At 43.6% G+C, this 24,450-nt stretch carries 19 protein-coding genes; 7 read left to right on the forward strand and 12 right to left on the reverse strand.

Annotated features, from left to right (window positions below; translation table 11 throughout):
* Positions 1 to 31: 31 nt before the first annotated feature.
* Both F0364_RS14975 and F0364_RS14980 read right to left on the reverse strand, forming a co-directional pair.
* Positions 32 to 643: a hypothetical protein gene (locus tag F0364_RS14975; RefSeq protein WP_153798607.1), complete on the reverse strand. Its 612-nt coding sequence runs from the start codon at positions 641 to 643 to the stop codon at positions 32 to 34.
* A gap of 61 nt (positions 644 to 704) precedes the next feature.
* On the reverse strand, positions 705 to 1,190 hold the full coding sequence (locus F0364_RS14980) for a hypothetical protein (RefSeq protein WP_153798608.1): 486 nt from the start codon (positions 1,188 to 1,190) through the stop codon (positions 705 to 707).
* A gap of 395 nt (positions 1,191 to 1,585) precedes the next feature.
* Between F0364_RS14980 and F0364_RS14985 the strand changes: the two genes are divergently transcribed.
* Complete coding sequence (locus tag F0364_RS14985; protein WP_153798609.1) at positions 1,586 to 4,411, forward strand: ELWxxDGT repeat protein; 2,826 nt, start codon at positions 1,586 to 1,588, stop codon at positions 4,409 to 4,411.
* A 494-nt stretch (positions 4,412 to 4,905) separates the two neighbouring features.
* On the opposite strand, the gene F0364_RS14990 is transcribed toward F0364_RS14985, so the two are convergent.
* The 8 genes from F0364_RS14990 to F0364_RS15025 all read right to left on the reverse strand — a co-directional run bounded on the left by F0364_RS14990 (position 4,906) and on the right by F0364_RS15025 (position 17,347).
* Entirely contained in the window at positions 4,906 to 5,052 is a 147-nt protein-coding gene (locus F0364_RS14990) for a hypothetical protein (RefSeq protein ID WP_153798610.1), read from the reverse strand.
* A 762-nt stretch (positions 5,053 to 5,814) separates the two neighbouring features.
* Positions 5,815 to 7,407, reverse strand: a complete 1,593-nt coding sequence (locus F0364_RS14995) for a hypothetical protein (protein ID WP_153798611.1) — start codon at positions 7,405 to 7,407, stop codon at positions 5,815 to 5,817.
* Position 7,408: 1 nt separating this feature from the next.
* A complete protein-coding gene (locus F0364_RS15000; protein ID WP_153798612.1) occupies positions 7,409 to 9,652 on the reverse strand; it encodes a sensor histidine kinase in 2,244 nt (747 codons plus the stop codon).
* Positions 9,652 to 10,929, reverse strand: a complete 1,278-nt coding sequence (locus F0364_RS15005; protein ID WP_207632698.1) for a DNA methyltransferase — start codon at positions 10,927 to 10,929, stop codon at positions 9,652 to 9,654. The genes F0364_RS15000 and F0364_RS15005 overlap by 1 nt, the downstream gene beginning before the upstream one ends.
* Before the next feature lies 1 nt (position 10,930).
* Positions 10,931 to 11,149 carry a helix-turn-helix transcriptional regulator gene (locus tag F0364_RS15010; protein WP_153798614.1) on the reverse strand — a complete coding sequence of 73 codons (219 nt, stop codon included), beginning with the start codon at positions 11,147 to 11,149 and terminating at the stop codon, positions 10,931 to 10,933.
* 341 nt (positions 11,150 to 11,490) lie between these two features.
* Positions 11,491 to 14,925 (reverse strand): transglutaminase family protein, encoded by a 3,435-nt coding sequence (locus F0364_RS15015; protein ID WP_153798615.1) that lies wholly within the window; start codon positions 14,923 to 14,925, stop codon positions 11,491 to 11,493.
* A gap of 343 nt (positions 14,926 to 15,268) precedes the next feature.
* A complete protein-coding gene (locus tag F0364_RS15020; protein WP_153798616.1) occupies positions 15,269 to 16,780 on the reverse strand; it encodes a T9SS type B sorting domain-containing protein in 1,512 nt (503 codons plus the stop codon).
* Positions 16,781 to 17,053: 273 nt separating this feature from the next.
* Positions 17,054 to 17,347: an NIPSNAP family protein gene (locus tag F0364_RS15025; protein WP_153798617.1), complete on the reverse strand. Its 294-nt coding sequence runs from the start codon at positions 17,345 to 17,347 to the stop codon at positions 17,054 to 17,056.
* Between the two features lie 124 nt (positions 17,348 to 17,471).
* On the opposite strand from F0364_RS15025, the gene F0364_RS15030 reads away from it, so the two are divergent.
* The 6 genes from F0364_RS15030 (at position 17,472) to F0364_RS15055 (ending at position 22,904) form a co-directional block, all read left to right on the forward strand.
* Positions 17,472 to 18,797, forward strand: coding sequence for a sulfatase family protein (locus tag F0364_RS15030; protein ID WP_207632699.1), 1,326 nt, complete (start codon positions 17,472 to 17,474; stop codon positions 18,795 to 18,797).
* Positions 18,798 to 18,851: 54 nt separating this feature from the next.
* Positions 18,852 to 19,301, forward strand: a complete 450-nt coding sequence (locus F0364_RS15035) for a c-type cytochrome (RefSeq protein ID WP_153798618.1) — start codon at positions 18,852 to 18,854, stop codon at positions 19,299 to 19,301.
* 123 nt (positions 19,302 to 19,424) lie between these two features.
* Positions 19,425 to 19,934 (forward strand): DinB family protein, encoded by a 510-nt coding sequence (locus tag F0364_RS15040; protein WP_153798619.1) that lies wholly within the window; start codon positions 19,425 to 19,427, stop codon positions 19,932 to 19,934.
* A 446-nt stretch (positions 19,935 to 20,380) separates the two neighbouring features.
* A complete protein-coding gene (locus F0364_RS15045; protein ID WP_235921123.1) occupies positions 20,381 to 21,154 on the forward strand; it encodes an MlaE family ABC transporter permease in 774 nt (257 codons plus the stop codon).
* On the forward strand, positions 21,155 to 21,943 hold the full coding sequence (locus tag F0364_RS15050; RefSeq protein WP_153798621.1) for an ABC transporter ATP-binding protein: 789 nt from the start codon (positions 21,155 to 21,157) through the stop codon (positions 21,941 to 21,943).
* Positions 21,930 to 22,904 carry an MlaD family protein gene (locus F0364_RS15055; RefSeq protein ID WP_153798622.1) on the forward strand — a complete coding sequence of 325 codons (975 nt, stop codon included), beginning with the start codon at positions 21,930 to 21,932 and terminating at the stop codon, positions 22,902 to 22,904. Before F0364_RS15050 ends, F0364_RS15055 begins: the two co-directional genes overlap by 14 nt.
* A 368-nt stretch (positions 22,905 to 23,272) precedes the next feature.
* On the opposite strand, the gene F0364_RS15060 is transcribed toward F0364_RS15055, so the two are convergent.
* Both F0364_RS15060 and F0364_RS15065 read right to left on the reverse strand, forming a co-directional pair.
* Positions 23,273 to 23,803, reverse strand: a complete 531-nt coding sequence (locus F0364_RS15060) for a hypothetical protein (protein ID WP_153798623.1) — start codon at positions 23,801 to 23,803, stop codon at positions 23,273 to 23,275.
* Between the two features lie 56 nt (positions 23,804 to 23,859).
* Positions 23,860 to 24,306: a DUF1572 family protein gene (locus F0364_RS15065; RefSeq protein ID WP_153798624.1), complete on the reverse strand. Its 447-nt coding sequence runs from the start codon at positions 24,304 to 24,306 to the stop codon at positions 23,860 to 23,862.
* Between the last annotated feature and the right edge of the window lie 144 nt (positions 24,307 to 24,450).

The following is a 24,450-nucleotide window of genomic DNA, read 5'->3' on the forward strand; positions in this document are numbered from 1 at the left end:
TCAGCTTTTTTATTGTACTAATTGATTTTAGTTATTTAAATCTAAAGTCTAATTTATAATCAAAGAGCCATGGGATTTTTGGGTTGACATTTTCTGCTTCAAGCCGCTGGGCTATGTTTTCATAATGGTTTCGTAGCTGCAGTGCTTCATGGTCTCTGTAGTAGGTTACAATGATGGTGTCATTTTCCACCCTGATATCCCCTTCCATGTTAGTGAGTACCTGTTGTGCTGTATGCGCTGCTGTCCATTTTTTGTAGTTATCGGGCAATTTGTTTTTGAGTTGGTGGGTGGCAGCCTGTGCTATGAGTGCCAGGGTTTGTTTTCCATATTTTATATTGAGGTTAAAGGTGGAGGCCCTGTTCCATCCTATATCCCCGTTAAAGTTGAAGAATTCTTCTATTGTCCACCGTTGCGGGAATATTTGGGTAACCAATTCGAGGGCTGTCTGGCTGGAGGTAGTTAAGAATGGTTTGTAATTATAGGCATCCTCCCGCTCTCCCTGGCGTTGTACCAATAATTTCAGAGTATGGGGACTGTTGTCAAAGGCAAAGTCTGTGCAGGCCAGTGCATATCCTGCCCACAGGGGTTTGTATTGCAGGTGCTCCAGGCGGCCTGTAATTTTTTTAATTGCAGGTGCCGGCATTAATATGTCAAATGTTGGGTGCTGACAAAAATAATCACCCACCTCCTGTGTGAAGTGCTCCTTATCGGCTATAAAAAGGCCCACCCTGTTCAATTATATCGGCCAGTTGCAGGGTGGCAGGGCTGCAGTTTTTGCCGGAGGAGCCAAGCGTAAAAGCCAGGGGCTGGCCGCTGAATGCATCCACGCAAAAAAAGGTCTGCATCATTTTATGCCCCGGTTCATCCGGTCTTTTCTTTTTGTGGGGCATTGTACGCCGGGTTGCTGATTGTATCCTGTGCGGGTCAATGGCCAAAACATGCCGGCCATCGTAATGATGCTGCAATCTCCTGAGTTGCATCAGTGTTATCTGCAGGTGTTCGTAGGTTTGCACCGTATGCATATCAAGGAGTTCATGCACCGCCCAGGCGCAGGTATTCAGGCACCAGCAGCCATAGCCACATATGCGTGCCGGATACTTTAGCAGCCAGTATTTCCCGCACATGCCGTTCATGAGGGCGAGATTGCCTTGTTGAATCCTGGCGCCGGAGATGAGAAAGGTAATTCTCATAACCGGCAATATTTCCATTTAAAAAACATTCTCCGCAATAGTCTTCGGTACGGGACTTTGCGGTAGGGAGGATGAAAACGCCCATCTCTAAGCAAATACCCCTTCCAACACAAATCTCCTTGAGAATTATCTTCCAGCGCTGCGAAATATTACCGCATTGGGCAGCAAGAAGTTTACGCAATTACCAGTTGCATGGAGTTCATGGATGTTCACCTGGTCAAATAAATGTGCAAGAGTGGAAAATCATTTATCTCTTTTGTATTTGTGCCGTCCCTGCTGCAAAGTCCCTTACCAGGGGACTTTGCGGGGAAGTGCTTCGGATGGACACTGAGGGGGGATGAAGAATTTTGAAAAATTCGCACATCAACTTATCTTGCTTTTAAACCCAAGCTTTTATGAAACTATTCCAGTTAACCGCTATTATTTTTTTATTGAATTTTTTTTCTGTTGCCGGTCAGAATTTTCATTTCTTAAAGGATATCAATGATGCTAAAAGTTCTCTTCCTTTTGTTCAAAACAATTTACCTGCGCCAAAGGTTAGCAGAATGCCTGTTCTAAATAATGTTTGCTATTTTACTGCTGATGATGGAATACATGGTCGGGAACTCTGGAGAAGCGATGGGACGCAGGCCGGAACATACATAGTTAAAGATTTTATTCCGGGAGCTTCAGGTAGTAATCCGGAAAACATAACCGTATTTAAAAACAGGATATACGTTTCAGCGGCTTCAAATTTATGGGTTAGTGACGGAACTTCGGCCGGTACTACCGTATTTAAAGATGCCATAACGCCCGGTATATTAGTAGTGGGGGGCAATTTTATTTATTTTACATTACGGGGAAGTCAATTGTGGAAAACAGATGGCACAACTACAGAGATGGTAGTAGATATGAATACCCCAATCTATCAAAACACTGGCCAGCTAAGAAGTTTAATCTACTTGCATGGCAAGCTTTACTTTGTTGGCTCAAGCAGAACTCCCACCAGTAGGTTTGGAACGCTTTGGTGCACAGATGGCAGCGCAGGAGGAACTTATTCTGTTAGTGATTCCGCACAACAAGTTACATCTGTCACAGAAGGGCCGGGTAAAACTATATGGTTTTCCGCAGCAACTGTCAGCAACCAATTTAAAATATGGCAATCACAGGGTGGGCAGAATGATGCACACCCAGCACCAGGCAATAATGACTTTATCCATGATAACTCAGCCAATATGATTGTGAGAGGGGGATCGCTGTATTATATAGCAACTGTTAATAGCACAAAAAAGCAATTTTGTAAATACGACGGAGTAAACGCAGTTGTTCTCAAGAGCATGTTGATCAATGGTATGCCTACATCCATTTCAGGTCTTACTCAATCAGATAATGCTATATATATTGGCACAAGACTTACCGGCCCGACAACTGAGGATGGCCAGTTGTGGAAATCTGATGGTACAGCAACAGGTACAGTACTTTTAAAAAATAATTGCTCTCCCGAAAATTTAGATGCACGTAATTCGAGTTTATATTTTTCAGCAACTACAGAAAATTATGGCCGTGAGCTTTGGAAGACTGACGGAACTGTACTGGGAACAGTAATGGTGAAAAATATTAATACAAGCGAAAATTCCTCATCACCTGCTAACTATAGTGAAACTGCAGGTGGTGAGTTGTTTTTTTCTGCTTGTTCGGAAAGTATCGGAGTGGAGCTTTGGAAAACAGATGGTACAGAGATTGGAACAAAACTGGTTAGCGATATCAATAAAACTACCTCCGGCTCAAACAGCGCGTTTAATATTACCAATTTCTCTAACCGTCTTTGGTTTGGTGCGAATGATGGTTATACTGGTAAAAATTTGTTGTGGGTGTCCGATGCAACCGATGCCGGCACAACAGCTATCCCTGGCTTTGAACTCCTTTATTTCACCTCAGAGCAGGATGGGTTTGCGGTTCTTGGTGAAATGCTCTTTTTCTATGGTATAAGCAAAACAACAGGCAAACGTGGCGTTTTTAAAATAAATGAAGCTGGTTCTACCCAACTAGTCACGGAACTAACTACCGCAGAAAACAGTGTTGACTGGATGGTTGCAACTACTAATCTTGTTTATTTTGCAACCGTTACCGGTGATGGCGTATCTTCTCTCTGGCGGAGTGACGGCACTACACAGGGCACTTTTAAAATAGAATCAAACGTCGGCAGTTTGCCTTATTACAGCGTTTTCAAGCAAGCCCACCCCTTTGCAATTGATACTGTATTGTTTTTTCTTCAGGGAGCGAATGAGATTGGTTTATGGAAAACTTCGGGGACTGCTCAAAGTACAATTCCAATTTCCACGGAAATTTCAGCACCTGCCTGGTTATGTTCATTGAACGGGGTTCTTTATTTTACAGGCCAAACAGGCAATTCACCCGGCTTATACAAATTTGATGGAAAAAATGCCTCAAGGGTTTCCAATCTTTGGCCAGTATGTCTTGCTACAGCAGGCGGGAAATTGTTTATTGCAGGGTCTGGATATGTAAACGGAGTAACAGCACGCAAACAACTATGGGTTATTGACAACAATAATGAACAACCAGCCTTGGTAAAAGAAATCAATCCTCATGATGATGCTTTCAATTCTTTTGATCCTCCGGTTATGCAAGATTTTGATGATAAACTTTTATTTTTTGCGAATGATGGCGTGCATGGAACAGAACTTTGGAAAAGCGATGGCTTCGCAGATGGAACTGTAATGGTCAAAGACCTAACGCCTGGATCTGTTGGAACTCAGACAGCCTTTTATGGGTATGGCCGTGGATACTATGGCGTTCACATCCAGACAGCTAATGGTAAAGCCTTTTTTACAATTGGCGGGGTTCCGTGGGTTTCAAATGGCACAGAAAATGGTACTCAGCCTATAGAAGACAATAACTTATCTGGTGTCCTGATGCAAAATTACCTTGCTACACTGGGCAACAACCTTGTGTGGGCCGGTAGCAATTATAAATACGGACTTGAGTTTTATACTAGCATTGTAGAATCAGTGCTACGTCCGCTTTATACATTTACCGGAACTGGTAATTTTAGTGATCCACTTAACTGGTCGGGTGGATATAAACCTCCGTCCTCGATACCACAAGGTGTGGAAGTTGTAATAAGTCCCCAAACAGATGGAGTCTGTATTCTTGATGCTCCACTTAAACTGACCGGCGGCAAGTTGACAATTAAGCAAAATGCAAGGGTTGTTATAAAATAGAGAATGGCAATTTTCATCACCCGCAATATTTCCATTTAAAAGACATTTCTCCACCATAGTCTCCGAAGCATTTATTTAAACTTCTCCTGAATGCAATATGTGTCTCCAGCGTTTTCTACCCACTCCCCGCTATTAACCAAACTGGATTATAGATAATCTAACAGCGGCATATACTATTCGTAAATGGAGGAAGCAGAAATGTGGCTGTTGAATTTCCCCCTTTAGCATATAGCTCCGAAAGCCAGACGAAAGCCTGGCTTTTATAATACATCCGAAGAGCCGCTAACGCTTAACTCTCCGAATAGCTGGGCTCATGTATTACAGAAAGCTGGCAAGAAAATAGGTATGAGCCCGGCAGAAGTACTACTATGATGCTTTACTTGCGTCGCACTCTTCTACGGCTTGTTCCTTCTGCATCTTTTCCCACAGGTTAGGGGAATTCGTCTTTAATTGGGCATCGTCTTCATCCCTGTCGCAAAGTCCCGTGCCGGAGACTATTGCGGCGAAGTGCTTTGGATCATGTAAGTACACCGTGCGGAGGACGGAATATGGCCATGTTTAACCAGCAGAAATTCCGCCAGTTTTCGTTGGGTCAGCGGCCTTTTTTTCGGCTCATCGGCATCGGATAAAATTTTATACATGAAAATTGTTTGCAAATTTTCGTTTGCAAATTTTTGCAAACAAAAAATTGCAAACAGATAGATATTGCCTTAAAAAATTTGTGTGCTTTACGAGGACATTCTCAGTGGTTTTTGCGAGAGTAGCTGTTTTTATTTATAACGAAGAATTTTTATTGGCCGGGCAGCAGGATACGAATTTAGCTTCCGTTGAGCAATTTGCGTGACGAAGCAGTCCCGAAGTTTGGAGAACACGTGTGCGGTGGATTCACTATGCGGGTTTTCCCGCAGAGTAGGGGCTGTTGTCTAATTAATCTGCAGGAAGTCCTCCCTCAAAATTACGGAGGCAGGTGACAACACCTGCCTGGCATCCGTGGCACATCAACACAAACGACGGCAAGGGAATTTTTATGAGCCGGGCAATGGAATATGAATTAAGCATCGTTGAGCAATTTTGCATGTCAAGGCAGTCCCGAAGTTTCGGGAGGACTCTTGTACTGTTGGATGCTTTATTCGGCTTTTCCCGCAGGGTAGCAGGCAATGCGTATGCTGGTAAATTCATCTCCTCCCTGCCGCATATTCCCGTGCCGGAGACTATTGCGGGGAAGTGCTTCGGGTGGACACTGTGCGGAGAATGAAGCAGAAGTATGGGCTGTTGAATTTTCCCCTTTAGCATTAGCATATGGCTCCGAAATCCAGGTGAAAGTCTGGTTTTTATTAAAAATCCGAAGAGCCGCTAACGCTTAACACTTCGGATAGCTGGGAATGAAAATGAAGGCAGTAGCACTATCGAGTAAACGATTCAATATTATACTCTCTCAAGATTGTGGGTATTTTAGGGACACCGACGCGCCCATAATAAGAATTATATCTCTGCCGTAATTCAGAGATAAAAGGATGATTTAATTTACAAATCCTTTGAACTCCTTGTACCTTTAGTTCTGCATATTTTCTAAAAGTTTTTCCAGTTCTAAAATCTATTACCGCGGTCTTATTAGGATATTCTGTTTCAAAATTAAAACTAGGAATTAAGTGTAAACGCTTTTCTGTCTGATTATAGGCTTGTAAGAATAAATCATTCAGGAGATTTGTATTCTGCTCAGAAATTTGCTCATTAATTGCTGTCCGTAATCCTGGACCAATATGCTTATTGACCAAAGCTTCAAACTGACTAAGAAATGGTTTAATTAGAACATCTTCCGTTATCATTTCATAGTTTTCTTCTTTTTGGTAGGTAGTATTACCTTGTGCATCAGTAACAGGTATTTTCTTTTTAGATTTGCTATAAAGTGCTGGCGGCTTACTATCCGCATTAAATTTCACAAATTTTTCTCTCGCAATATCTTTTATAGCAGAAATAACTTTCGCATTATCAACTATTACTTTAGTATTCTTTTGACCAAATAAATCTGTGAATATCTGTTTGGTAAAGCCAGATTCTTGAAAGGTTAATAGCTCAAAGTATAAATCTGAGTTACAAATATCCTGGCAATCACATTCTGGACTAATGATAATACCGTAAATTCTTTCTTGAGGAGCCAAAAGGAAAACATCGCCAGTCATCACAGGAACATCATCCAGAGAAAATGCGTTCAAGTTCGTATAGTAAATCCTTTGAAACAATCTTGCAATAGAGTTACCATCAGCCAATACATCGGTATTAGGCTTGGCTTGTGTAGCAAAATTTTTTATCTCAGCCAAAAGTCCAGGATTAGCAATTAACTTTTCTGTTAGGATATTTTGCAGGAGGGATATAACTTCGATTTCAGGATTAACACCATCGCTACTTGCAGTTTCGTGCAAATTAAGAACCCAGTTTATATCAGCTGCAGCTAATTCACTAAAGATTTGCTGTAATGATTGGTTAATCGAATTACTCCACTTTATTGGAACGGCAAGGTTTGCATTACTTTTTTGCCATACAATTATGTCTTGTACAATTTTCGCGTGAATTGTTCCAGTATCAGACAAATCCCCTTTTTGCACAAATTGAATTCTTCCTGCAAATTTTTTCATAAGCTCTTCAGGAAAAATTGCCTTCACGTCTACATTTGAAAATATATACAATAAGGTATAAAAGTCATTCCTTCTTAAAAAGTCCATTGTAGCATTTTCCTTCACAGCGGGCCTAGCAATTTTTATATTTTCATCGCCTATTTCTTCAGTTATGTCTAGGCTTGAACTATCAATGGAACTATTGAAATCCCAATCAAGAATAATTGCATTAAAGCCACTCATTGTCACAAGTGCTTTTTCTGCATGCTCTAAATTTTGCACGCCGAGAACGGGAAAGTCATTTCTCAATGATTCAAATAGCTCTTTTTCTCCACTTTTCTCGGTGTGAATATGATCGTCGGCAAATAGGATAACACCTTCCATTTTAGTTTTCTTCTTTCTTAAATTGAATAAGGAAATTAGCCCCTTTGAGAAGCTTAAGAGACGGTTCAGTAATAATAGAAATTTCTGCATCTATTCTATCTAAAAGTTCTTTTACTATGTAAAGTCCTAATCCCCTCCCTTCTGCTTTGCGAGAAAAGAATTCAGAAAAAACTAGTTCTTCGATTCCTTCTTCTACACCAGGCCCAGAATCAGCAAATATTATTCTATGCTCTTTAGCATCTAAATGAATTTTTATTTGTTTATTTTTATTAGAAATCTGGTCAAGCCAATATATTGCATTATCTGTTAAGTTCAATAACACCTGTAATATTAATCCTGTATTTGTCCTGACGACAACATCGTCCCTCCCTTCAATTGCAACTTCAATTTTGCTGTCCAGTTCCTTTCTAAAATACTTTAGCACTCTTTCTGCAACGTTTCTGACGCTTACATCTTTGGTTACTTTTCTAGCTATTCTGAAAAGTGGCTGCAAGACCTGAAGCTCCTGATACAAAAATTCAAGATTTTCCTGCAATTCTGCAAGAAACTCTTTTAGGTCTTCCGGCTTTGCCTGGTTCTTTTCCAGTTTTTTTGAAAAATCTTCAGTATTTGTTTTAAGCCGTTTTAGCAAAGACATTGTATCATGTGTTGCTTTTTCAACAGCCATGCCAGTGCCGGCTAATTCTTGGGTTATTTTGAGGTCTTCTCTTGCTTTCTGTACAAATACATTTGCAGCATTGAAGAATTTTTTCGAGGATTCCAATAGCTCTTTATCATTATATTCAGCAATACGCCTTTGCAGGGACTCAAAGGTAGATTCATACTGATTTTGAAGTGAGGTAACTGCTTTTTGCTTTCTCAGCTCATGTCTTGCTTTATCAATGTCAACTTCATCCTTCATGACTTTTAATGATGCCTGTATAAGCGCTATAAAATCATCATACGCCCCATCAATATTCATAAGTCCTTCCCTGTCTGCTGCATCACGTAGTTTTGGATTTTCATTTTGTCCAATAAAAACGAATCCAATCAGGTCATTATAGCTAAAATAACTCCCGGCTCTGTCTTCTGCTCTAAGTTTGCTAATCATTAGCCAATCCACACCTCTTTCTCCATAGGGAAATACTCTTAAATTATCTCTGTATAGGTAAACTGAATTTTCCTGCAAGAATTTCTTTTCGTCCTCTTTCAAACCTTCAATTGGATTCTTCCAATCAAATGCATAAAAGAAGAAAAGAAAGCTTCCGCAATTCGGCCGGTGTCTTACCACAAGGTTTGATTTGTCAGCCTTCTTGGTTTTATCTCTAAGTTCAAGGAATTGTTCTCTAAAAAATCTTAAACTCCAAATATTGTATTTGACAATATCAGCTTCATCATCCAGCAAATTAAACTTGCCTGCCCTCTTGTCTCGGCCATGTAAGTACGTGTATTCGATACTCGCGTTTTCATCTACCACTCCTTCAATATAAAAAGGAGCCAGCTTAATTATTTCATCAAAGCTCTTTTGATTCTCTAGCCTTCTAAGGTCGTTGTTCCAAAAAACATTTACTGAAAAATCTCTTGGTATAGAAGGTGAGTTAGGAAGGACAGGCGGCATCATCCTGTAAAAGGCTTTTAAAAGCTTTTCCAAATCATCCTGCTTCCAAGGATTACGAATGTCATATACTCGAATAACCGTACCTTGATTTTTCTTATTTTTTATAACTTCGGGCGAATCATTAACCTCCCACTTATTTTTGATTTCATGCAAGAATTTATCAACGTGATTAGTCACTTCAAATTCGTCTGAAGCATACGCATGAAAATCTAGCGTAAGTTTTACTTCTTCAGAAGTTGCCGTTTTTGTATAAACCTCCACATAGTCTCCTAACTTATAAATTGCAAAACGCCCTACTCCTTTATCACCTTGCATCAGTCTCCCTTTTTTCGTATACCGAAGGTCTTTGTCTTTGGCTTTCTTTTTATTGAGTTTATTGGGAGTGGCCGGTTTCATCCACACGGCTTGAATGGTGTCTAAAGTCATACCAGTACCATCATCTTCAATTTCTATATAAGGGCGTTTACTCTGGTTTTCTATGTTGAAGTTCTGAAACCGGACATTTACAGTTTCAGCATCAGCATCATAGCAGTTTTTAACAAGCTCGATAACACCTACCCATTTATCACTAATCAACTGGTCGCCAAGTACGCTAATTAACCGTGCGTACGGCTGAAAAACTTCTTCACCGCTTTTAATAATGCCCATTATTTCTTTTTTGCTACGATTATATATTCTTCAGGATATACAAGCTGGCTCTGTTTGTTTTCAAGCTTGGCAAACTTACCAGTAATCCTATCTCTGATTGTAGGGATAAGTTTGTGGGGAATACTTCTTTTGATGATTTCTACCAGAGTGAAGCCTGATAATTCTAATAGTTCAGAAAAGACTTCAGCAGATTTTATTTTCACTTCCAAGAAGGTTGTATTCCCTATCACCAAACAAGTATGTCCTCCCGGCTTTAGTATGCGGTGCATTTCCTGGGTCACGGCGTGCATATCATTGAAGTAATTTGCGACCTCCTTGGCTGTTCTCTTATCCTTTACAAGTAACTGATTAATAATTTCCTGACCTATAAAAGAAACCGAGTCTGTTTCTTGTTTTAAAGAGTAAAATGTGCCAATAAAATTTTTACGAAATCCTACTAAGTCTGCAATGTACTCAAACCAAAAGCCTGTTAATTGATGAATGTCAGCGTATTCATAGGAAGTAACATACGGCGGTGAGGTAATGATGGATCCTATTGAATCACTTTCAATAGTAGTGTTACGAGCATCTTCTAATCTAATTTCACAGCTAGTGTCAATGAAATTTTCTTTTTGCAAAGCCTCATAAAACTCCCTATTTTTCTTTATCATCTGCTTAGCCTGTCGTCTAAAGGCGATAAAAGGGTCAATTGGTTTTTTCCTCGGATCTATTTGTGGTTTAGTGCTTGACTGTAACCATTTCGAGCAATTTTTTAAGACATTAGACAGGGCTACTAAAAAGAATGTTCGCAAATCTTCATTGTGGAGCCGTAATATTCTCTCATATAAGAAAGCAATTTTATATTTATGTTCGGGGAAAAACCAATAATCAATTCGTTCATGCAAAGAGAGTTTCTTACTTTTAGCTGGATTAAATGACAATAAACGAGATTCTAAATCTTTAAACTTGTTTGCCAAGAGTATTGGCTCGATTGGCTTTGTTTTTGCCTTTGTAATTAGTTCAGCAACCGGATTTATATCAACTCCAACAGAAACTCGCCCATGAACTTTAGCTTCAACTAAAGTTGTTCCACAACCTGCAAATAAATCTGCTATTGTCTCATCTGGATGAGTATATTCTTCAATAAGTTTCTTAACAAGATTAGGCAGAAATTTTGCTGGATAACGATGGTATCCGTGCGTCCATTGTTCTGTAGACCGAACGTTTTTGAAACACCAATCAGAATTTACAGGTACATTTTCGAACCTTTTTCTTATTTGTGAAATCGGGTTTTGCATATTAGGCTGTTGCTTTTTTTGTAGGGTGTAATAAATCACGTACGTCAACATTTAAAGCTTTAGCAACATCTACCAAGGTTTCAAGCGAGGGTTGTTTTTCGTTTGTACACCAATGAGAAATTGTTGTTTCATTTTTGCTTAAACGTTCAGCAAGCCACTTGTTTGTTATGTCTTGTTCAGCAAGTACTACTTTTATTCGGTTGATTACTTTTCTAGACATAAAATTTGCTTATTGGACAAATTTATCTATTTTTTCGGACGAAACAATAGCTAAGCTTAGTCTACCTTACAATATTTCAACTTTCTAGCATTAATTTTCTTGCTTTGTATTTCCCCGCCCTTGCAGGTGTTGTCACCTGCATGTATAATTTCCATTCGAAGCTCCATGCTGCATAGCGAACAGACCGTACAAGAGTGCGACGCAACGTCAGCCCAATCCTTATTCAACTGCCCGGCTCATAAAAATTCTTCAAAAATTCCTCCTGCGTCGGAATAAAAAGACCGCACAAAAAAGGGAAGACTTTCATCCTCCCTTTATGTCTTTATTACTTCTTGTCTCTATCACTTCTTAAACATCCGCAAGTCCAGTGTGTGTGGGTATTCCTTGTTAATCACCACTTCCGGGGCGTCAACGGTAAAAATGGGGCGGCCTTCTTCAATATAGTGTTGTACAATGCTTAGCCATGGGCGGGGGCGCAGGGTTTCCTGCGTGTGGCCATGGTCCCAAAAGCGGCTGATGCGGCGGCTTTCCGCTTCGTAGCTGTTGATGGGGAAGGTATCGTAACTTCTGCCGCCGGGGTGCGCCACATAATAGGTGCAACCGCCAATGCTGCGGCTGTTCCAGGTATCCACAATGTCAAACACCAGCGGCGTATCCACACCAATGGTGGGGTGCAGGGCGCTGGGCGGCTGCCAGGCACGGTAGCGTATGCCGGCCACAAATTCGCCTTCGGTGGCGGTGGGGCGCAAAGGCACACGGGTGCCGTTGCAGAGGAGGATGTAACGGTCTTTGTTAAGGCCGGTTAGTTTTACCTGTACTTTTTCCAGCGAGCTGTCCACAAACCGGGCGGTGCCGCTGCTGCTCATTTCTTCGCCCAGCACATGCCAGGGCTCTATGCCCATACGTATCTCCATCTCTATACCCTGTACTTTAACCGTGCCGTAATGCGGAAAGCGGAACTCGAAGAAGGCATCAAACCAGTTTAGCTGAAAGGGGTAGCCGGCTTCGTTCAGGTATTCCACCACATCCCGCAGGTCTTCTTTTACGTAATGGTGCAGCATAAACTTATCGTGCAGTACGGTGCCCCAGCGTACCAGGTTGTGCTGGTAAGGTTTCTTCCAAAAGGCGGCTATCAGCGCCCTTATCAGCAACATTTGCAGCAGGCTCATTTGCTTGTGCGGCGGCATGTCAAAAGCCCGGAACTCTAAAATGCCCAGCCGGCCGCTGCTGCTGTCGGGACTGTACAGCTTGTCAATACAAAACTCGCTGCGGTGGGTATTGCCGGTAATATCGGTAAGCAGGTGGCGGAAAAGCCTGTCTGTAAGCCAGAAAGGCACAAAACCTTTTTTGGGTACCTGGCTAAAGGCAATCTCCATTTCGTAGAGTTTTTCATCGCGGCCTTCGTCAATACGCGGCGCCTGGCTGGTAGGCCCTATAAAGCTGCCGGAAAACAAATAGGAGAGGCCGGGGTGGTGCTGCCAGAAGGTGATGAGGCTTTGCAGCAAATCTGGCCGGCGCAGCAACGGGCTATCGGCCGGCGCGGCCCCGCCTATGGTAATGTGGTTGCCGCCGCCGGTACCGGTATGTTTGCCATCCAGCATAAATTTTTCCGTGCCCAGGCGGGATAGAAAAGCCTGCTCGTACAGCGTATCTATAATATGGCGCAGTTCTTTCCAGTTTTTGGCGGGGTGAATGTTTACTTCAATCACGCCGGGGTCGGGGCTAACTACCAAACGCTCCATACGGTAGTCGCGGGGCGGTTCGTAACCTTCCACACGTACGGGCATGTTCAGTTTGGCGGCCGTACCCTCAATAGAGGCGATTAAATCCAGGTAATGCTCCAGGTAATCCATCGGCGGTATAAAGATGTAGATAAAACCATCCCGTGCTTCTACGCAGAGCGCCGTTTTAAAAGTCTCTACCTCGTACAGGGGTTTTATTTCTTCTTCTTTTTCTTCCTGCTTTTTGGGTGGCGTTTTCTTTTTGTCCTTTTCCTCGGCAGCCGTTTCCTGCGGCACTATTTTCTGCGGCCTTGGTGGGTGGTAACTAACGGTATTGTAACGGCTTACGATAGATTCGTGGTAGTGCTCCAGCTCGGGCAGGTCTTCAAACAAACTACGCTCTACTTTTTCCGGTTCATTGTCTTTGGATACTGCGGGCAGGCTATCCAGCGGCAAACGTAAACCAATGGGGGAGTTGCCGGGTACCAGGAAGAGTGCCTCCCGCTTTAGCGACCATTTGCAGCTTTGCCATTTATTGTTCCAATAGTTCCAGCGCAGCGGCAGCACATAACCGGCAGGTACATCCAGGCCCTTGTCAAGCAGCCCGGCCAGGGTGCGGCGTTCAATACTGTCTTTCAGGTTGGTCTTTAACGGGTCAAGGTTGGCGGGTATCTTGCCCTCGCTCCAGAGAAAGTAAAAAATGTCTTCGTAGGCAGGCGTTACATTGTCTGAACTAACGGCCAGGTGCTTTGCCAGCTCTTTGGCAAACAGGCCGGCTTCCGCCTCGGTGTAGTTAATAAGTTTATGTTCATGGGCAATCAACTGCAGGTTCTTCCAAATGGGGTAACCATCCTTGCGCCAGAAAAGGCCGTACTGCCAGCGGGGCAGGGGCTCGCCGGGGTACCATTTACCCTGCCCATAATGCAGCATGCCATTGGGGCCAAATTTTTCCCGCAGGCGAAAAATAAGGTCGTGGGAAAGCTGGCGTTTCTCCGGGCCGTCGGCGGCGGTGTTCCACTGGGCGCTTTCCATATCGTCAATGGATACAAAAGTGGGTTCGCCTCCCATTGTCATGCGCACATCGCCGGCTTCCAGGTCTTCATCTACCTTAAAGCCAATAGCGTTTATGACGGCCCACTGCTCTTCGGTAAAAGGCTTGGTTACCCGCGGGTCTTCGTGTATGCGGGTTACTTTGTTTTCAAATTGAAAAGTTACTTCCGCTTTGTCGCTGGCGCCCACCACGGGGGCGGCACTGGCATAATCCGGCGTACAGGCCAGTGGAATATGCCCTTCACCGGCAAAGAGGCCGCTGGTGGGGTCAAGGCCTATCCAGCCGGCACCAGGTATATATACTTCCGTCCAGGCGTGCAGGTCGGTAAAATCATGTTCAGGGCCGCTGGGGCCGTCCAGCGATTTTACATCAGCAGTTAACTGCACCAGGTAACCGGAAACAAACCTTGCCGCCAGCCCTGCATGGCGCAGTATCTGCACCAGCAGCCAGGCAGAGTCGCGGCAACTGCCGATGGCGCGGCCCAGCGTTTCTTCGCAGGTTTGCACGCCGGCTTCCATACGTATGCTGTAGCTGATGTCTTTGTTTACGTGCTGGTTCAGCATTACTAAAAAGTCAACAATGGGCATCTTCTTCGTAAAGTCAATTTTGCTTAGCCATTGGGTAAGCAGCGGGCCGTTCTCGTTCATTTCCAGGTAAGGCCCAAGCTCTTTGGGCAACAGCCCCTGGTATTTAAAAGGGTAATGCTCGGCATATTCTTCCACAAAAAAGTCAAACGGGTTAATCACCACCATATTGGCAATCACTTCCACGTCAACGGTGAGCTCGGTGGTTTTTTCCGGAAACACCACCCTTGCCTGGTAATTGCCAAAGGGGTCTTGCTGCCAGTTAATGAAATGGTCTTTAGGGGTTATCTTAAAAGAGTAGGCTTCTATAGGCGTGCGGCTGTGCACGGCGGGCCTTAGCCTGAAAACATGGGGCGATAAAGAAACCGGCCTGTCGTACAAGTAAGTGGTCTTGTGTTTAATAGCTACGCGTATAGACATAAGTTTGCTTTGGTTTTATTGATGAAGGCAGGCAAAAGAAGAGGTCTTTCCCAAAGGAAAGTGAAGCATTTCGAATGGCTATAAAAGTAGTTGCATTTTAGTGGGGAACAAAATTTTTGATTGGTTCCTGGTTAAAGGCCGTATACCTGCTAATCATTCACGATTGACCATTCACCATTCACGACTCACCATTCACCATTCACTGTTCACGGTTTATGGTACCAGCGACAGTATTTCATAGCATCGCCTGTTGCGTCGCAATCCGTTCATCGGTTGGTTCATTGGGCGGCTGTTCAGCCCCGGGTAGTATATGCAGGTACGTGGCATACTGCCTGTTGAAAGCTTATCTCATCAAGACTACAAAGCCCTTTATCAGCCTGGTTGGCTGTGCGGCAGTTTTTCTGTATTGGCAAAACCAAACATACGTGCCAACAGAAACGGGAATTCCCTTCACAGTACCATCCCATGCCGTATTAGCGTCCCGCGTTTCGAAAATCAATTGCCCGAAACGATTGTAAATGCATAAGTGATAGGTTTGAAAATTACCCTTGTAAAAGGTTTTAAATGTCTCATTCAGCGCATCCTGATTGGGTGTAAAACCAGAGGGGAAAAAAATGTCGCAAGAGATTTGCCTGACGTTTATGGAAGCAGAGTTTTCAGAACAGGAGTTGTACACTTTTACATGATAGTAACCGGCTGTAGTTACTGTATAACTGCTTTGAACGGAACCGTCTTGCCAAAGATAGTTGTCAAAAATCCCGGGGGATAACACCATTGAATCATCCATGCATAAGTCTGCATTGGCAGCAAGGGAAGGTACTGGTATTGTATTGAGCGTTATCTGTTTGGTGTTTACGATTTTTTGTTGTAGACAAACCCCGCCTGTAACACTGAGTGTAATGTTTTTAGTGCCAGGACTGCTCCAATTAACAACATAAGGCCCCCTTGCGCTGCCGGAAATAACCTTTCCGCCATCCCAATCCCACAAAAAGTTGAAAGTTTGAGCTGTGTCTGGTATATTTCCTTGATAAGTGATAGTGGAATTTTGTTTTATGCATACTGGCTTGGGTTCAAAGCTGAAATCAGCTGCATTTGCCGTAATACTGATATCTTGGTAGGAACGAATTACCTCTGACTCTGTAGTGAAATAATTAGAGAAGGATAAATAGGCAAAGTTTGCTTCTCCGTCTTCGCATGCAAAACCAACAGGGTCATCCCGAAAGATATAAACCGGCCGGCCGGCGGCTCCGGTATAAAAATCCTGAGTATCATCATAGGTGGTAAATAATTTGTCATTTACATAAATGTCAACTTTTTTAGTAGTGTCATTCCTGGCTATTGTAAGAAGATAATAAGTATAGTTATTAAAAAAAGGACATGTGCCAAAGTTGCCGTTCGGAAAAAAGTTGAGACAGCGCTGAGAGGTTGGCGGAGACAATTGGTGATTTGTGAAGTAAAGCCCGTTATCTTCTGTGCCGCCAGACAAATCAATAATCCTGGTATAGCTTTTATTGAAATTAACCACCTTAAGATAAAACTGTACTGTGTATGTTTTTTTGATAACGCCGGCGCTGTTCATGTACTTTAGTCCCCGGTTCAAGTTATTATGGTAAACTGTCCTGCTATTACCATCATTAGTTATATCTGTTATAAACCTGCCTGTTGTAGATGCTGTAGACGACTGGCATAAGAGATTTAATCCTTTTGCCGGAACAAGATCGGGGCCGCAATCTTTTTCAGTAGTTGACAAGTTATTATAGAACCTGTATACATGCTTTACAGGCGTATCTGCAGATGCGTTTTTAAAAGGCGCTGCAATTAGAAAAAGTATGACAGTAAAAAAATACCTATTCAATTTTCATGGTTACGTAGGGTAAATGTAGTTAAAAATAGTTTGCACTATTCTGACTTGTTATTATGCAAGGAACTTTCTTTATGTACGCCCTGGGCAGCGGTTCAGGACAATTCGAGCCAGGCTATACATGAATGGCTTGTCAGCAGCGCAGTATAAACGATGTGTTATCTATCCGGTGGGAAAAGCAGCTCAATGAACCGAAAGATGAACGGAGTGCGAACGACGAAGCCGCCACGAAGTACAGTAGCCGGTATCAAAAAAGAAACTTCTTAGTTACCAAACCTGGTAAATTTCCCTGGATCCGGTCAGGTACATGTCTGTATATCCTTTCATCATATCTTCCATCTTTTTCATTTCTTCACTCTGCTGCTTATACTTTTCCCAGTTTTGTTCATACGCCGCCAGGTTTTCATACTGAGATACGATGATTACTTTGTTAAACTGGCCCGTCATGTCTGTTAGAACAGCGGTTACTTCCTGCATGTCGGTAAAGACTTCTTTAAAGAGTTTGGCAAGTTTTGATGCATTGCCTGGTTTGCAAACAAAAGTTTCGTGAATGGTAATCATATACAAGCTTTTTGTTGAAGGAATAAGGAAAGTTACAAAAAATCGCCGTCAGGCCTTCGCCGCCCAGGTTGCCTGCCACAAAACCCAATTTTTGTATTTTGTGCCTTCATCTATGTATAACCAAATGAAAAACATTGTTTTATTCCTCTTGCTGCTGCCCGCTGCATCCGGTATTAGTGCGCAACAGCCCAAGCCCAATATCATTTTCATTTTAACGGACGACATGGGCTATGGTGACATTAGTTGTTACAATGGCGTGTACAATACCCTTAATATAGATAAACTGGCTACACAAGGCATACGGCTAACGCGTTATTACAGCGCCTCTCCGGTTTGTTCGCCCTCAAGAACGGGATTAATGACAGGCATGGCGCCTGCCAAGTGGAACATGACCAATTACCTGAGCGATAGAAAGCACAACAGCAACTGTGAGCAGGCCGATTTTTTAAACCCCGCAGCCGCTACGATTGCCAAAGTATTCAAAGGCGGTGGTTATGCAACGGGGCATTTTGGTAAATGGCACATGGGTGGCGGGCGTGATGTTACCAATGCGCCGTCTATTAAGGATTATGGCTTTGATGAATGGAGCAGCACCTGGGAAAGCCCCGACCCCGACCCGGTACTTACCGCGAAAAACTGGATATGGAGCGACCAGGACAGCATTAAACGATGGAACCGCACCGCTTACTTTGTTGATAAAACCCTGGCTTTTTTGCAAAAACATTCCGGGCAGCCCTGCTTCATTAATTTATGGCCAGATGATGTGCATACCCCCTGGGTACCCGGTGGTGATTTTGTAAAAGAAGAAGGCGATGACGAAAAGAATTTTATTCCTGTATTAAAAGAGTATGATGTACAAATCGGGCGACTGATGGGGGAGTTAAAAAGAACAGGCCTCGACAAAAATACCATCGTTGTATTTACCAGCGACAATGGCCCTGCGCCCAACTTCCGGCACGACAGGAGTGCGGGTATGCGTGGCGCTAAAGTGTCTTTATACGAAGGCGGCATACGTATGCCTATGATCGTAAGCTGGCCTGCACAGGTAAAGGCGGGGCAGGTTGATTCATCTTCCGTGGTTACCGCCAATGATATGATACCTACTTTGTGCCAACTGGCAGGCATAACCAACACCATCAACGGCGACGGCGAGGACAGGAGCGGGGTGCTGCTGGGCCGGCCATCATTACGCGGTAAGGCCATTTTCTGGGAATATGGCCGCAACGAAATATCCTTTAATTATCCAAAAGGAAGAGACAGGAGCCCTTCCCTTGCTATCCTGGAAGGCAACTGGAAACTATTGATGAACAAAGACGGCAGCAGAACAGAATTATATAACCTGCAGGCAGATAAGAACGAGGTAAGCAGTGCAGCGGAACAGCAACCCGGGGTTGTAAAAGCCTTGTCAGAGAAATTGTTAAACTGGTGGCAGGCATTGCCTAAACTGTAAAACACAATGTAATGACAATGTTTGCGTTTGGCATTTAACTTTGCCTGATACGCTATGAACAGGGAGATTAATTACATTCTTAAAGGTTGTTGTCTGCTGGCTTTATTGGTTTTGGCTGTTGCCGTAAGCCGCTACTTTCTATGGCGCAAAAATCCACCGCCCCCGGAACCCAAAACCACATCTGCTTTTACCGAAATTTTGGATATGCCCGCAATTGCAGCAGGTAAAAAATTGTTTGATACCAATTGTAGCGCCTGCCATCCGTTATTCAAAATGCATAATGATCTTTTGCGGGGTATTGAAGACCGCGTTACCGACAGGGCCTTGCTGCGGAACTTTATCCGCAACAGCGAGGCGGTTATCAAATCCGGCGAGCCTTATTTTGTAGCATTGGCTAAGGAGTACGGATCCAGGATGCCGCCGTTTCTCCAACTCTCCAATAAAGAGATAGACGCGATACTGGACTATATTAAAGTGGTGAATGCGTATAAGCAAATCCATTAAGAATTAGCGTCGATACGTTTTGGGCTTGGCCTGGCATCACCTGTGGTTCGGCGGAACACCCGGTGGATGGAATCTGGCATATACCTTGCACAACTTACCAATCATCAACATTAAAACGATTGTATGAAAAACAAAATCCTGGCCAACGCGTATGCGGATGAAATAAAAGCGGAAGTAACTTCTACCCGCAAATGCCTGGAAAGAGTTACCGAAAACTTGTATGATTATAAGCCGCACCCCAAAAGCATGGCCATGGGCTACCTGGCCGTGTTGGTAGCTGAAATACCCTTGTGGGTAGCGGTAATGGTTGAAGAAGGTGAAATTGACCTGGCCACATTTCAACACCTGCAAACGAAAACTACTGAAGCGCTGGTTGGCCATTTTGATGAAAACATAAAAAGGGCAGAAAGAGCCCTGCATAACGCTACTGACGAAGCATTGGACGGCACGTTTACGCTAAAATCAAATGGACATGTTTTATATTCCAGCCCTATGCTGGAAAGCATTTCTTCTACCATTAATCATTGGGTGCACCACCGCGGCCAGTTAACGGTTTATCTGCGGTTAAATGATATTGCGGTGCCGTCAATTTATGGACCAAGTGCGGATGATAACCAGTTTAAGCAGGGGTGATTTAAATACTCAATAATCAAACCGGGTAAACTGCGCAAATGGCTGTGGCAGCATGCCAAATTTTACCATAATTTTCCGGATACGGCTTTAAAAGTTGCATAAAGTTGTGTAGTACAAGAGTGCGACGCAAGGGACGCCTCATGATAGTTCCTGCTGCCGGGCCCATAATTATTCTTTTCAGGGCATATAAAAACAATGATGGGGCATTAATTCTGCATTCTGCCAGCAATCTTACCCCATTCGGGAGAATAACAGCCATATCCGCGGGTGATCACGGGACTTGTTATCAGCTAAAAATCAATTTGTTATACCGCAAAAGCAGCTCTGTAGCTTACTGGCATACTTTAGGCATAGCAAGGATTAAGTTTTTTATTTTTTAACCCGGCTAAGTAGCCCTCAGGCAGTCGTCAATGGCATTTAACCTAAAAAACAAAAATCTCCAAAAGGTGCGCAGGCACCTCATCTCGCCCCGGCTGGATGAGTTTTTTTCCGGTGTCTACCGTTTGTACAAGTTTATACTGGAGTTTTTTAAGCAGTTGTTCCGGCCACCGTTCGAAATGCAGGAAGTGGCACGCCAGTGTTACGAAGTTGGTTATCGCTCGTTGCCGCTTATTTCTCTTACCGGCTTTATTATCGGTATTGTTTTTACCAAGCAATCAAGGCCTTCGCTGCAGGAGTTTGGCGCCTCTTCATGGTTGCCATCGCTTATTTCCATCGCGGTAATAAGGGCACTGGCGCCATTGGTTACAGCACTTATTGCGGCGGGTAAAGTGGGCTCCAACATTGGGGCTGAATTAGGTTCTATGAAGGTAACGGAACAGATAGACGCGATGGAAGTTTCTGCTACCAACCCCTATAAATTCCTGGTGGTTACCCGGGTACTGGCAACCACCCTTATGTTACCCGTATTAATGATGTACACTGCATTGGTGGCCATGATGGGCTCTTATCTTAACGTGCATGCCAATGAGCTTACCAGCCTGCGCTCTTTTTTAGATAGTGGCTTTTCCACCATTTCTTTCCTGGATATTTTTTCTTCCATATTCAAAACGATGATATTCGGTTTTACCATTGGCATAGCAGGCTGTTACCAGGGTTTTAATGCCACACAGGGTACACAGGGTGTAGGCCGTGCGGCCAACGCTGCAGTAGTGGCCAGCATGTTTATGATTTTTGTTGAAGAAATGATTATTGTTCAGATTGTAAATGCCATCAGGTAAATGAAAAGGCGTATACATATAGCAGATAAAACGCAAAAGGTAATCTCCATAGAAAACCTGGAAAAATCTTTCGGCACACTGCATGTATTGCGGGGTGTTGACCTGGAAGTATTCAAGGGTGAAAATGTGGTGGTGCTCGGCCGCTCCGGTACTGGTAAATCGGTGCTTATTAAAATAATGGTAGGCCTGTTAAAGCCAGACAAAGGCATGGTGTCTGTGCTGGGCCAGCAGGTGGATGCGCTCAACAACAACCAGCTACGGCAACTGCGGTTAAAGATTGGTTTCTCTTTTCAGAACAGTGCCTTGTACGATAGTATGACGGTGCGGGAAAACCTGGCTTTTCCGCTGGTGCGTAATTTTAAACAGCTTACCCGCAAAGAGATAAGCACGGCTACGGAAAAAGTGCTGGACGATGTAGGCCTGCTGCACACCATAGACCAGATGCCGGCGGAACTGTCAGGCGGCCAGCGCAAACGTGTGGGTATTGCCCGTACACTGATTTTGCAGCCGGAAATTATGCTGTACGATGAACCTACTGCCGGCCTTGACCCTATTACCAGCCTGGACATTAATAGCCTTATTAACGAGGTGCAGGAGCAATACCATACCAGCTCCATCATTATTACCCACGATCTTACCTGTGCACGGCAAACCGGCGACCGCATAGCCATGCTGCTGGATGGTAAATTTCTTACACAGGGCACATTTGAAGAGGTGTTTGATGCGGATGATGAAAGGATACAAAGTTTTTATAACTATAACTTTATTACAGCCGATGAAACCAGCTAACAGGAGGGCCGTTATTGTTGGCCTGTTTATACTAATTGGCCTTGCCATATTAACCGCTACGGTATTGATATTGGGTGGCCAGAAAAAAAGCTTTGTAAAAACAATAACGGTACGTGCCGTTTTTAACGATGTGGCTGGCCTTCAGCCGGGCAGTAACATCTGGTTTTCCGGTGTTAAAATTGGTACGGTAAGGCGCATTAGTTTTCACGGCCTTTCGCAGGTGCTGGTGGAGCTGCATATTGAAAAGTCTGCGCAATCCCATATACGGCGGGATGCCAAGGCCAAAATAGGTTCAGATGGATTAATTGGAAATAAGATTGTTGTAATTTATGGCGGCACCAACGCTGCTGCCCAGGTGGCCAACGGGGATATGCTGCAAGTGGATAAAGCGGTAAGCAACGATGAAATGCTGGCAACCCTGCAAAACAACAACCGCAACCTGGAAGAAATAACGGGTAACCTGAAACTGGTATCTCAAAAAATAGCCAATGGCGAAGGCACCCTGGGTAAGCTGATGAACGATACATCGCTCATGGTTAACCTGAACAAAGTGGTAGGCAATTTCCGCCAGGTATCTTTAACCAGCGAGGCGGTAATGAAAGACCTTTCAGCTTTCACAGCCAAACTAAACAACGAGGGCACTTTGATGAACGACCTGGTGAGCGATACCATTATCTTTAACAACCTGCGTGGCACGGTTACACAATTGCGGGACGCAGCTTACAATGCCTCGCTTATTACGGAAAACCTGCAGGCAGCCAGCGAACAAATTAACGAAGGGGATGGCCCTGTAAGCACATTATTATACGATAAAAAAACTGCCGAGCAGTTAAAGGCCACCATTCACAACCTGCAAACCAGCAGCCAGAAGCTGGATGAAAACCTGGAAGCGCTTCAACATAACTTTTTACTGCGTGGATTTTTTAAGAAGAAACGCAAGGCGGAAGCGGAGCAGAAGTAGTTGTTTGTTGTTCTTATGTTTAAGGTTCAATGTTTTAAGTGAAGGGCTACTCACTATTCACTACTCACTATTCACTACTCACCATTCACCACTCACGACTATGGTACCAGCGACATAGCCCTGTGGCATCTTCGTTGCGTCGCAATCCGTTCATCGTCCGGTTCATTGGGTGGCTTTTCAGACCCGGGTTTAGTGTCTGCCAGCTTTGCTGCCAGACACGTAGCCAATCAAGAGGCTTACCGATAAGCCTCAGCGGCTTGTTTATGCTTCTGGCACCTTACAGGTGGCAGAATCGGGTGCAGAAGGTTTGATACAGTGTCTGCAGAAGCACAGTATAGGAGGTTCTCTATTTTTTTTAATATCTGTGGTTATAGTTTCAGGGCAATGGAAAAACTAAGTGCCCCTAAATCCTTTGCCGGTGAGGTTTCGCGGTTGAAAATGTTGGTAAAATATATTTTACCCTGCCATGTTTTGCCGGCAGAAAGCCGGTAGCACAATGAAGGACGTATTCCTAGTGTTATACGTCCATTAATAAAACAGGGGCCACCGGTGAGTGATACCAGTAGGCGTTTAAACGCATTATACGAACAGCCAGCTAAAACGCATGTTGACATGCCGACCCGTTCCGCAATTTCATTTTCGTTATTAAGCCTTGCCACTTTATCATTTTCAAGATAAATATCCACGGTTGTTTCAAGCGTTGGCTTAAGCTTCCCTTTATTTTCCAACTGAATAATAATCCCTGTTCCAATCGCCCAGGGATTATTGCCTCTTGTAAAATCATAGAGTGTTTTGCTGTATTGCGCCTGCAGCAAAACTGTAACCGGTTTATTTTCCTTTTGCGCCGATGCACTGCCGATTATTAAGATGGCGAATGCAGATAATATTGTTTTTTGCATAGTGTAACGGAAAACAAAAAGATACTTGAGTTTAGACTTACGCAGCCTCCTTAGTTTCATTCATCCAGCAAACGCCTGTGGTAGTTAACCTGGCCCAGATGATAGCTTAAATGCATGGCCAGGTGGATAAGGAAATAACCTGTGGTTGTTTTTGTTGCAAGCACCAGCAACGGGTACTCCTGCACCAACTGTTCTTCTGTTACATTATCAAGGCCGGCTTCAACGGCTTCAATTGTTTGGTCTATCATTTCCACAAGTTCAGCCCTGGGTATATTTTTCAGCGAAAACTCGGCATCCCTGTTGCGTTCGTAGGGAATGCCGCCCAACTCTTTACCTATGTACGTTTTCAGGTTACCAATAAGGTGCAGGCAAAGGTTACCGCCAGAGTTGGCAATGCTTTTTTCTATTTGCCAAAGCCTTGCTTCGCTATTGTAGAGATTTATTTCTGCTTTCAGTTTAATAAGGTCTCTTTTAAACAGTGCTTTCAAAGATGGTATAAGCATGCTAATAGTTTTGAGATTTGCTATTTGAATGTTGTAAAATAAACAACGGCAAATTTCAGGAATAATCCATTGTTCCGGCAGGCCAGTAATGATGATAAAAGGAAGATGCCAGCGGGTGAGGGATTGAAGCGGATACCCCGGTGA

This window comes from Foetidibacter luteolus (assembly GCF_009650435.1).
Lineage (GTDB): Bacteria > Bacteroidota > Bacteroidia > Chitinophagales > Chitinophagaceae > Foetidibacter > Foetidibacter luteolus.

Bases quoted from the DNA above. Each gene is read 5' to 3' on its own strand.
- F0364_RS15060 (WP_153798623.1), bottom strand. From the start codon at position 23,803: ATGCAAAAAACAATATTATCTGCATTCGCCATCTTAATAATCGGCAGT.
- F0364_RS15025 (WP_153798617.1), bottom strand. From the start codon at position 17,347: ATGATTACCATTCACGAAACTTTTGTTTGCAAACCAGGCAATGCATCA.
- F0364_RS15065 (WP_153798624.1), bottom strand. From the start codon at position 24,306: ATGCTTATACCATCTTTGAAAGCACTGTTTAAAAGAGACCTTATTAAA.
- F0364_RS15005 (WP_207632698.1), bottom strand. From the start codon at position 10,929: ATGCAAAACCCGATTTCACAAATAAGAAAAAGGTTCGAAAATGTACCT.
- F0364_RS14990 (WP_153798610.1), bottom strand. From the start codon at position 5,052: ATGTATAAAATTTTATCCGATGCCGATGAGCCGAAAAAAAGGCCGCTG.
- F0364_RS14995 (WP_153798611.1), bottom strand. From the start codon at position 7,407: ATGGAAGGTGTTATCCTATTTGCCGACGATCATATTCACACCGAGAAA.
- F0364_RS14985 (WP_153798609.1), top strand. From the start codon at position 1,586: ATGAAACTATTCCAGTTAACCGCTATTATTTTTTTATTGAATTTTTTT.
- F0364_RS15000 (WP_153798612.1), bottom strand. From the start codon at position 9,652: ATGGGCATTATTAAAAGCGGTGAAGAAGTTTTTCAGCCGTACGCACGG.
- F0364_RS15030 (WP_207632699.1), top strand. From the start codon at position 17,472: ATGAAAAACATTGTTTTATTCCTCTTGCTGCTGCCCGCTGCATCCGGT.
- F0364_RS15035 (WP_153798618.1), top strand. From the start codon at position 18,852: ATGAACAGGGAGATTAATTACATTCTTAAAGGTTGTTGTCTGCTGGCT.
- F0364_RS15050 (WP_153798621.1), top strand. From the start codon at position 21,155: ATGAAAAGGCGTATACATATAGCAGATAAAACGCAAAAGGTAATCTCC.
- F0364_RS15055 (WP_153798622.1), top strand. From the start codon at position 21,930: ATGAAACCAGCTAACAGGAGGGCCGTTATTGTTGGCCTGTTTATACTA.
- F0364_RS14975 (WP_153798607.1), bottom strand. From the start codon at position 643: ATGCCGGCACCTGCAATTAAAAAAATTACAGGCCGCCTGGAGCACCTG.
- F0364_RS15015 (WP_153798615.1), bottom strand. From the start codon at position 14,925: ATGTCTATACGCGTAGCTATTAAACACAAGACCACTTACTTGTACGAC.
- F0364_RS15040 (WP_153798619.1), top strand. From the start codon at position 19,425: ATGAAAAACAAAATCCTGGCCAACGCGTATGCGGATGAAATAAAAGCG.
- F0364_RS14980 (WP_153798608.1), bottom strand. From the start codon at position 1,190: ATGAGAATTACCTTTCTCATCTCCGGCGCCAGGATTCAACAAGGCAAT.
- F0364_RS15010 (WP_153798614.1), bottom strand. From the start codon at position 11,149: ATGTCTAGAAAAGTAATCAACCGAATAAAAGTAGTACTTGCTGAACAA.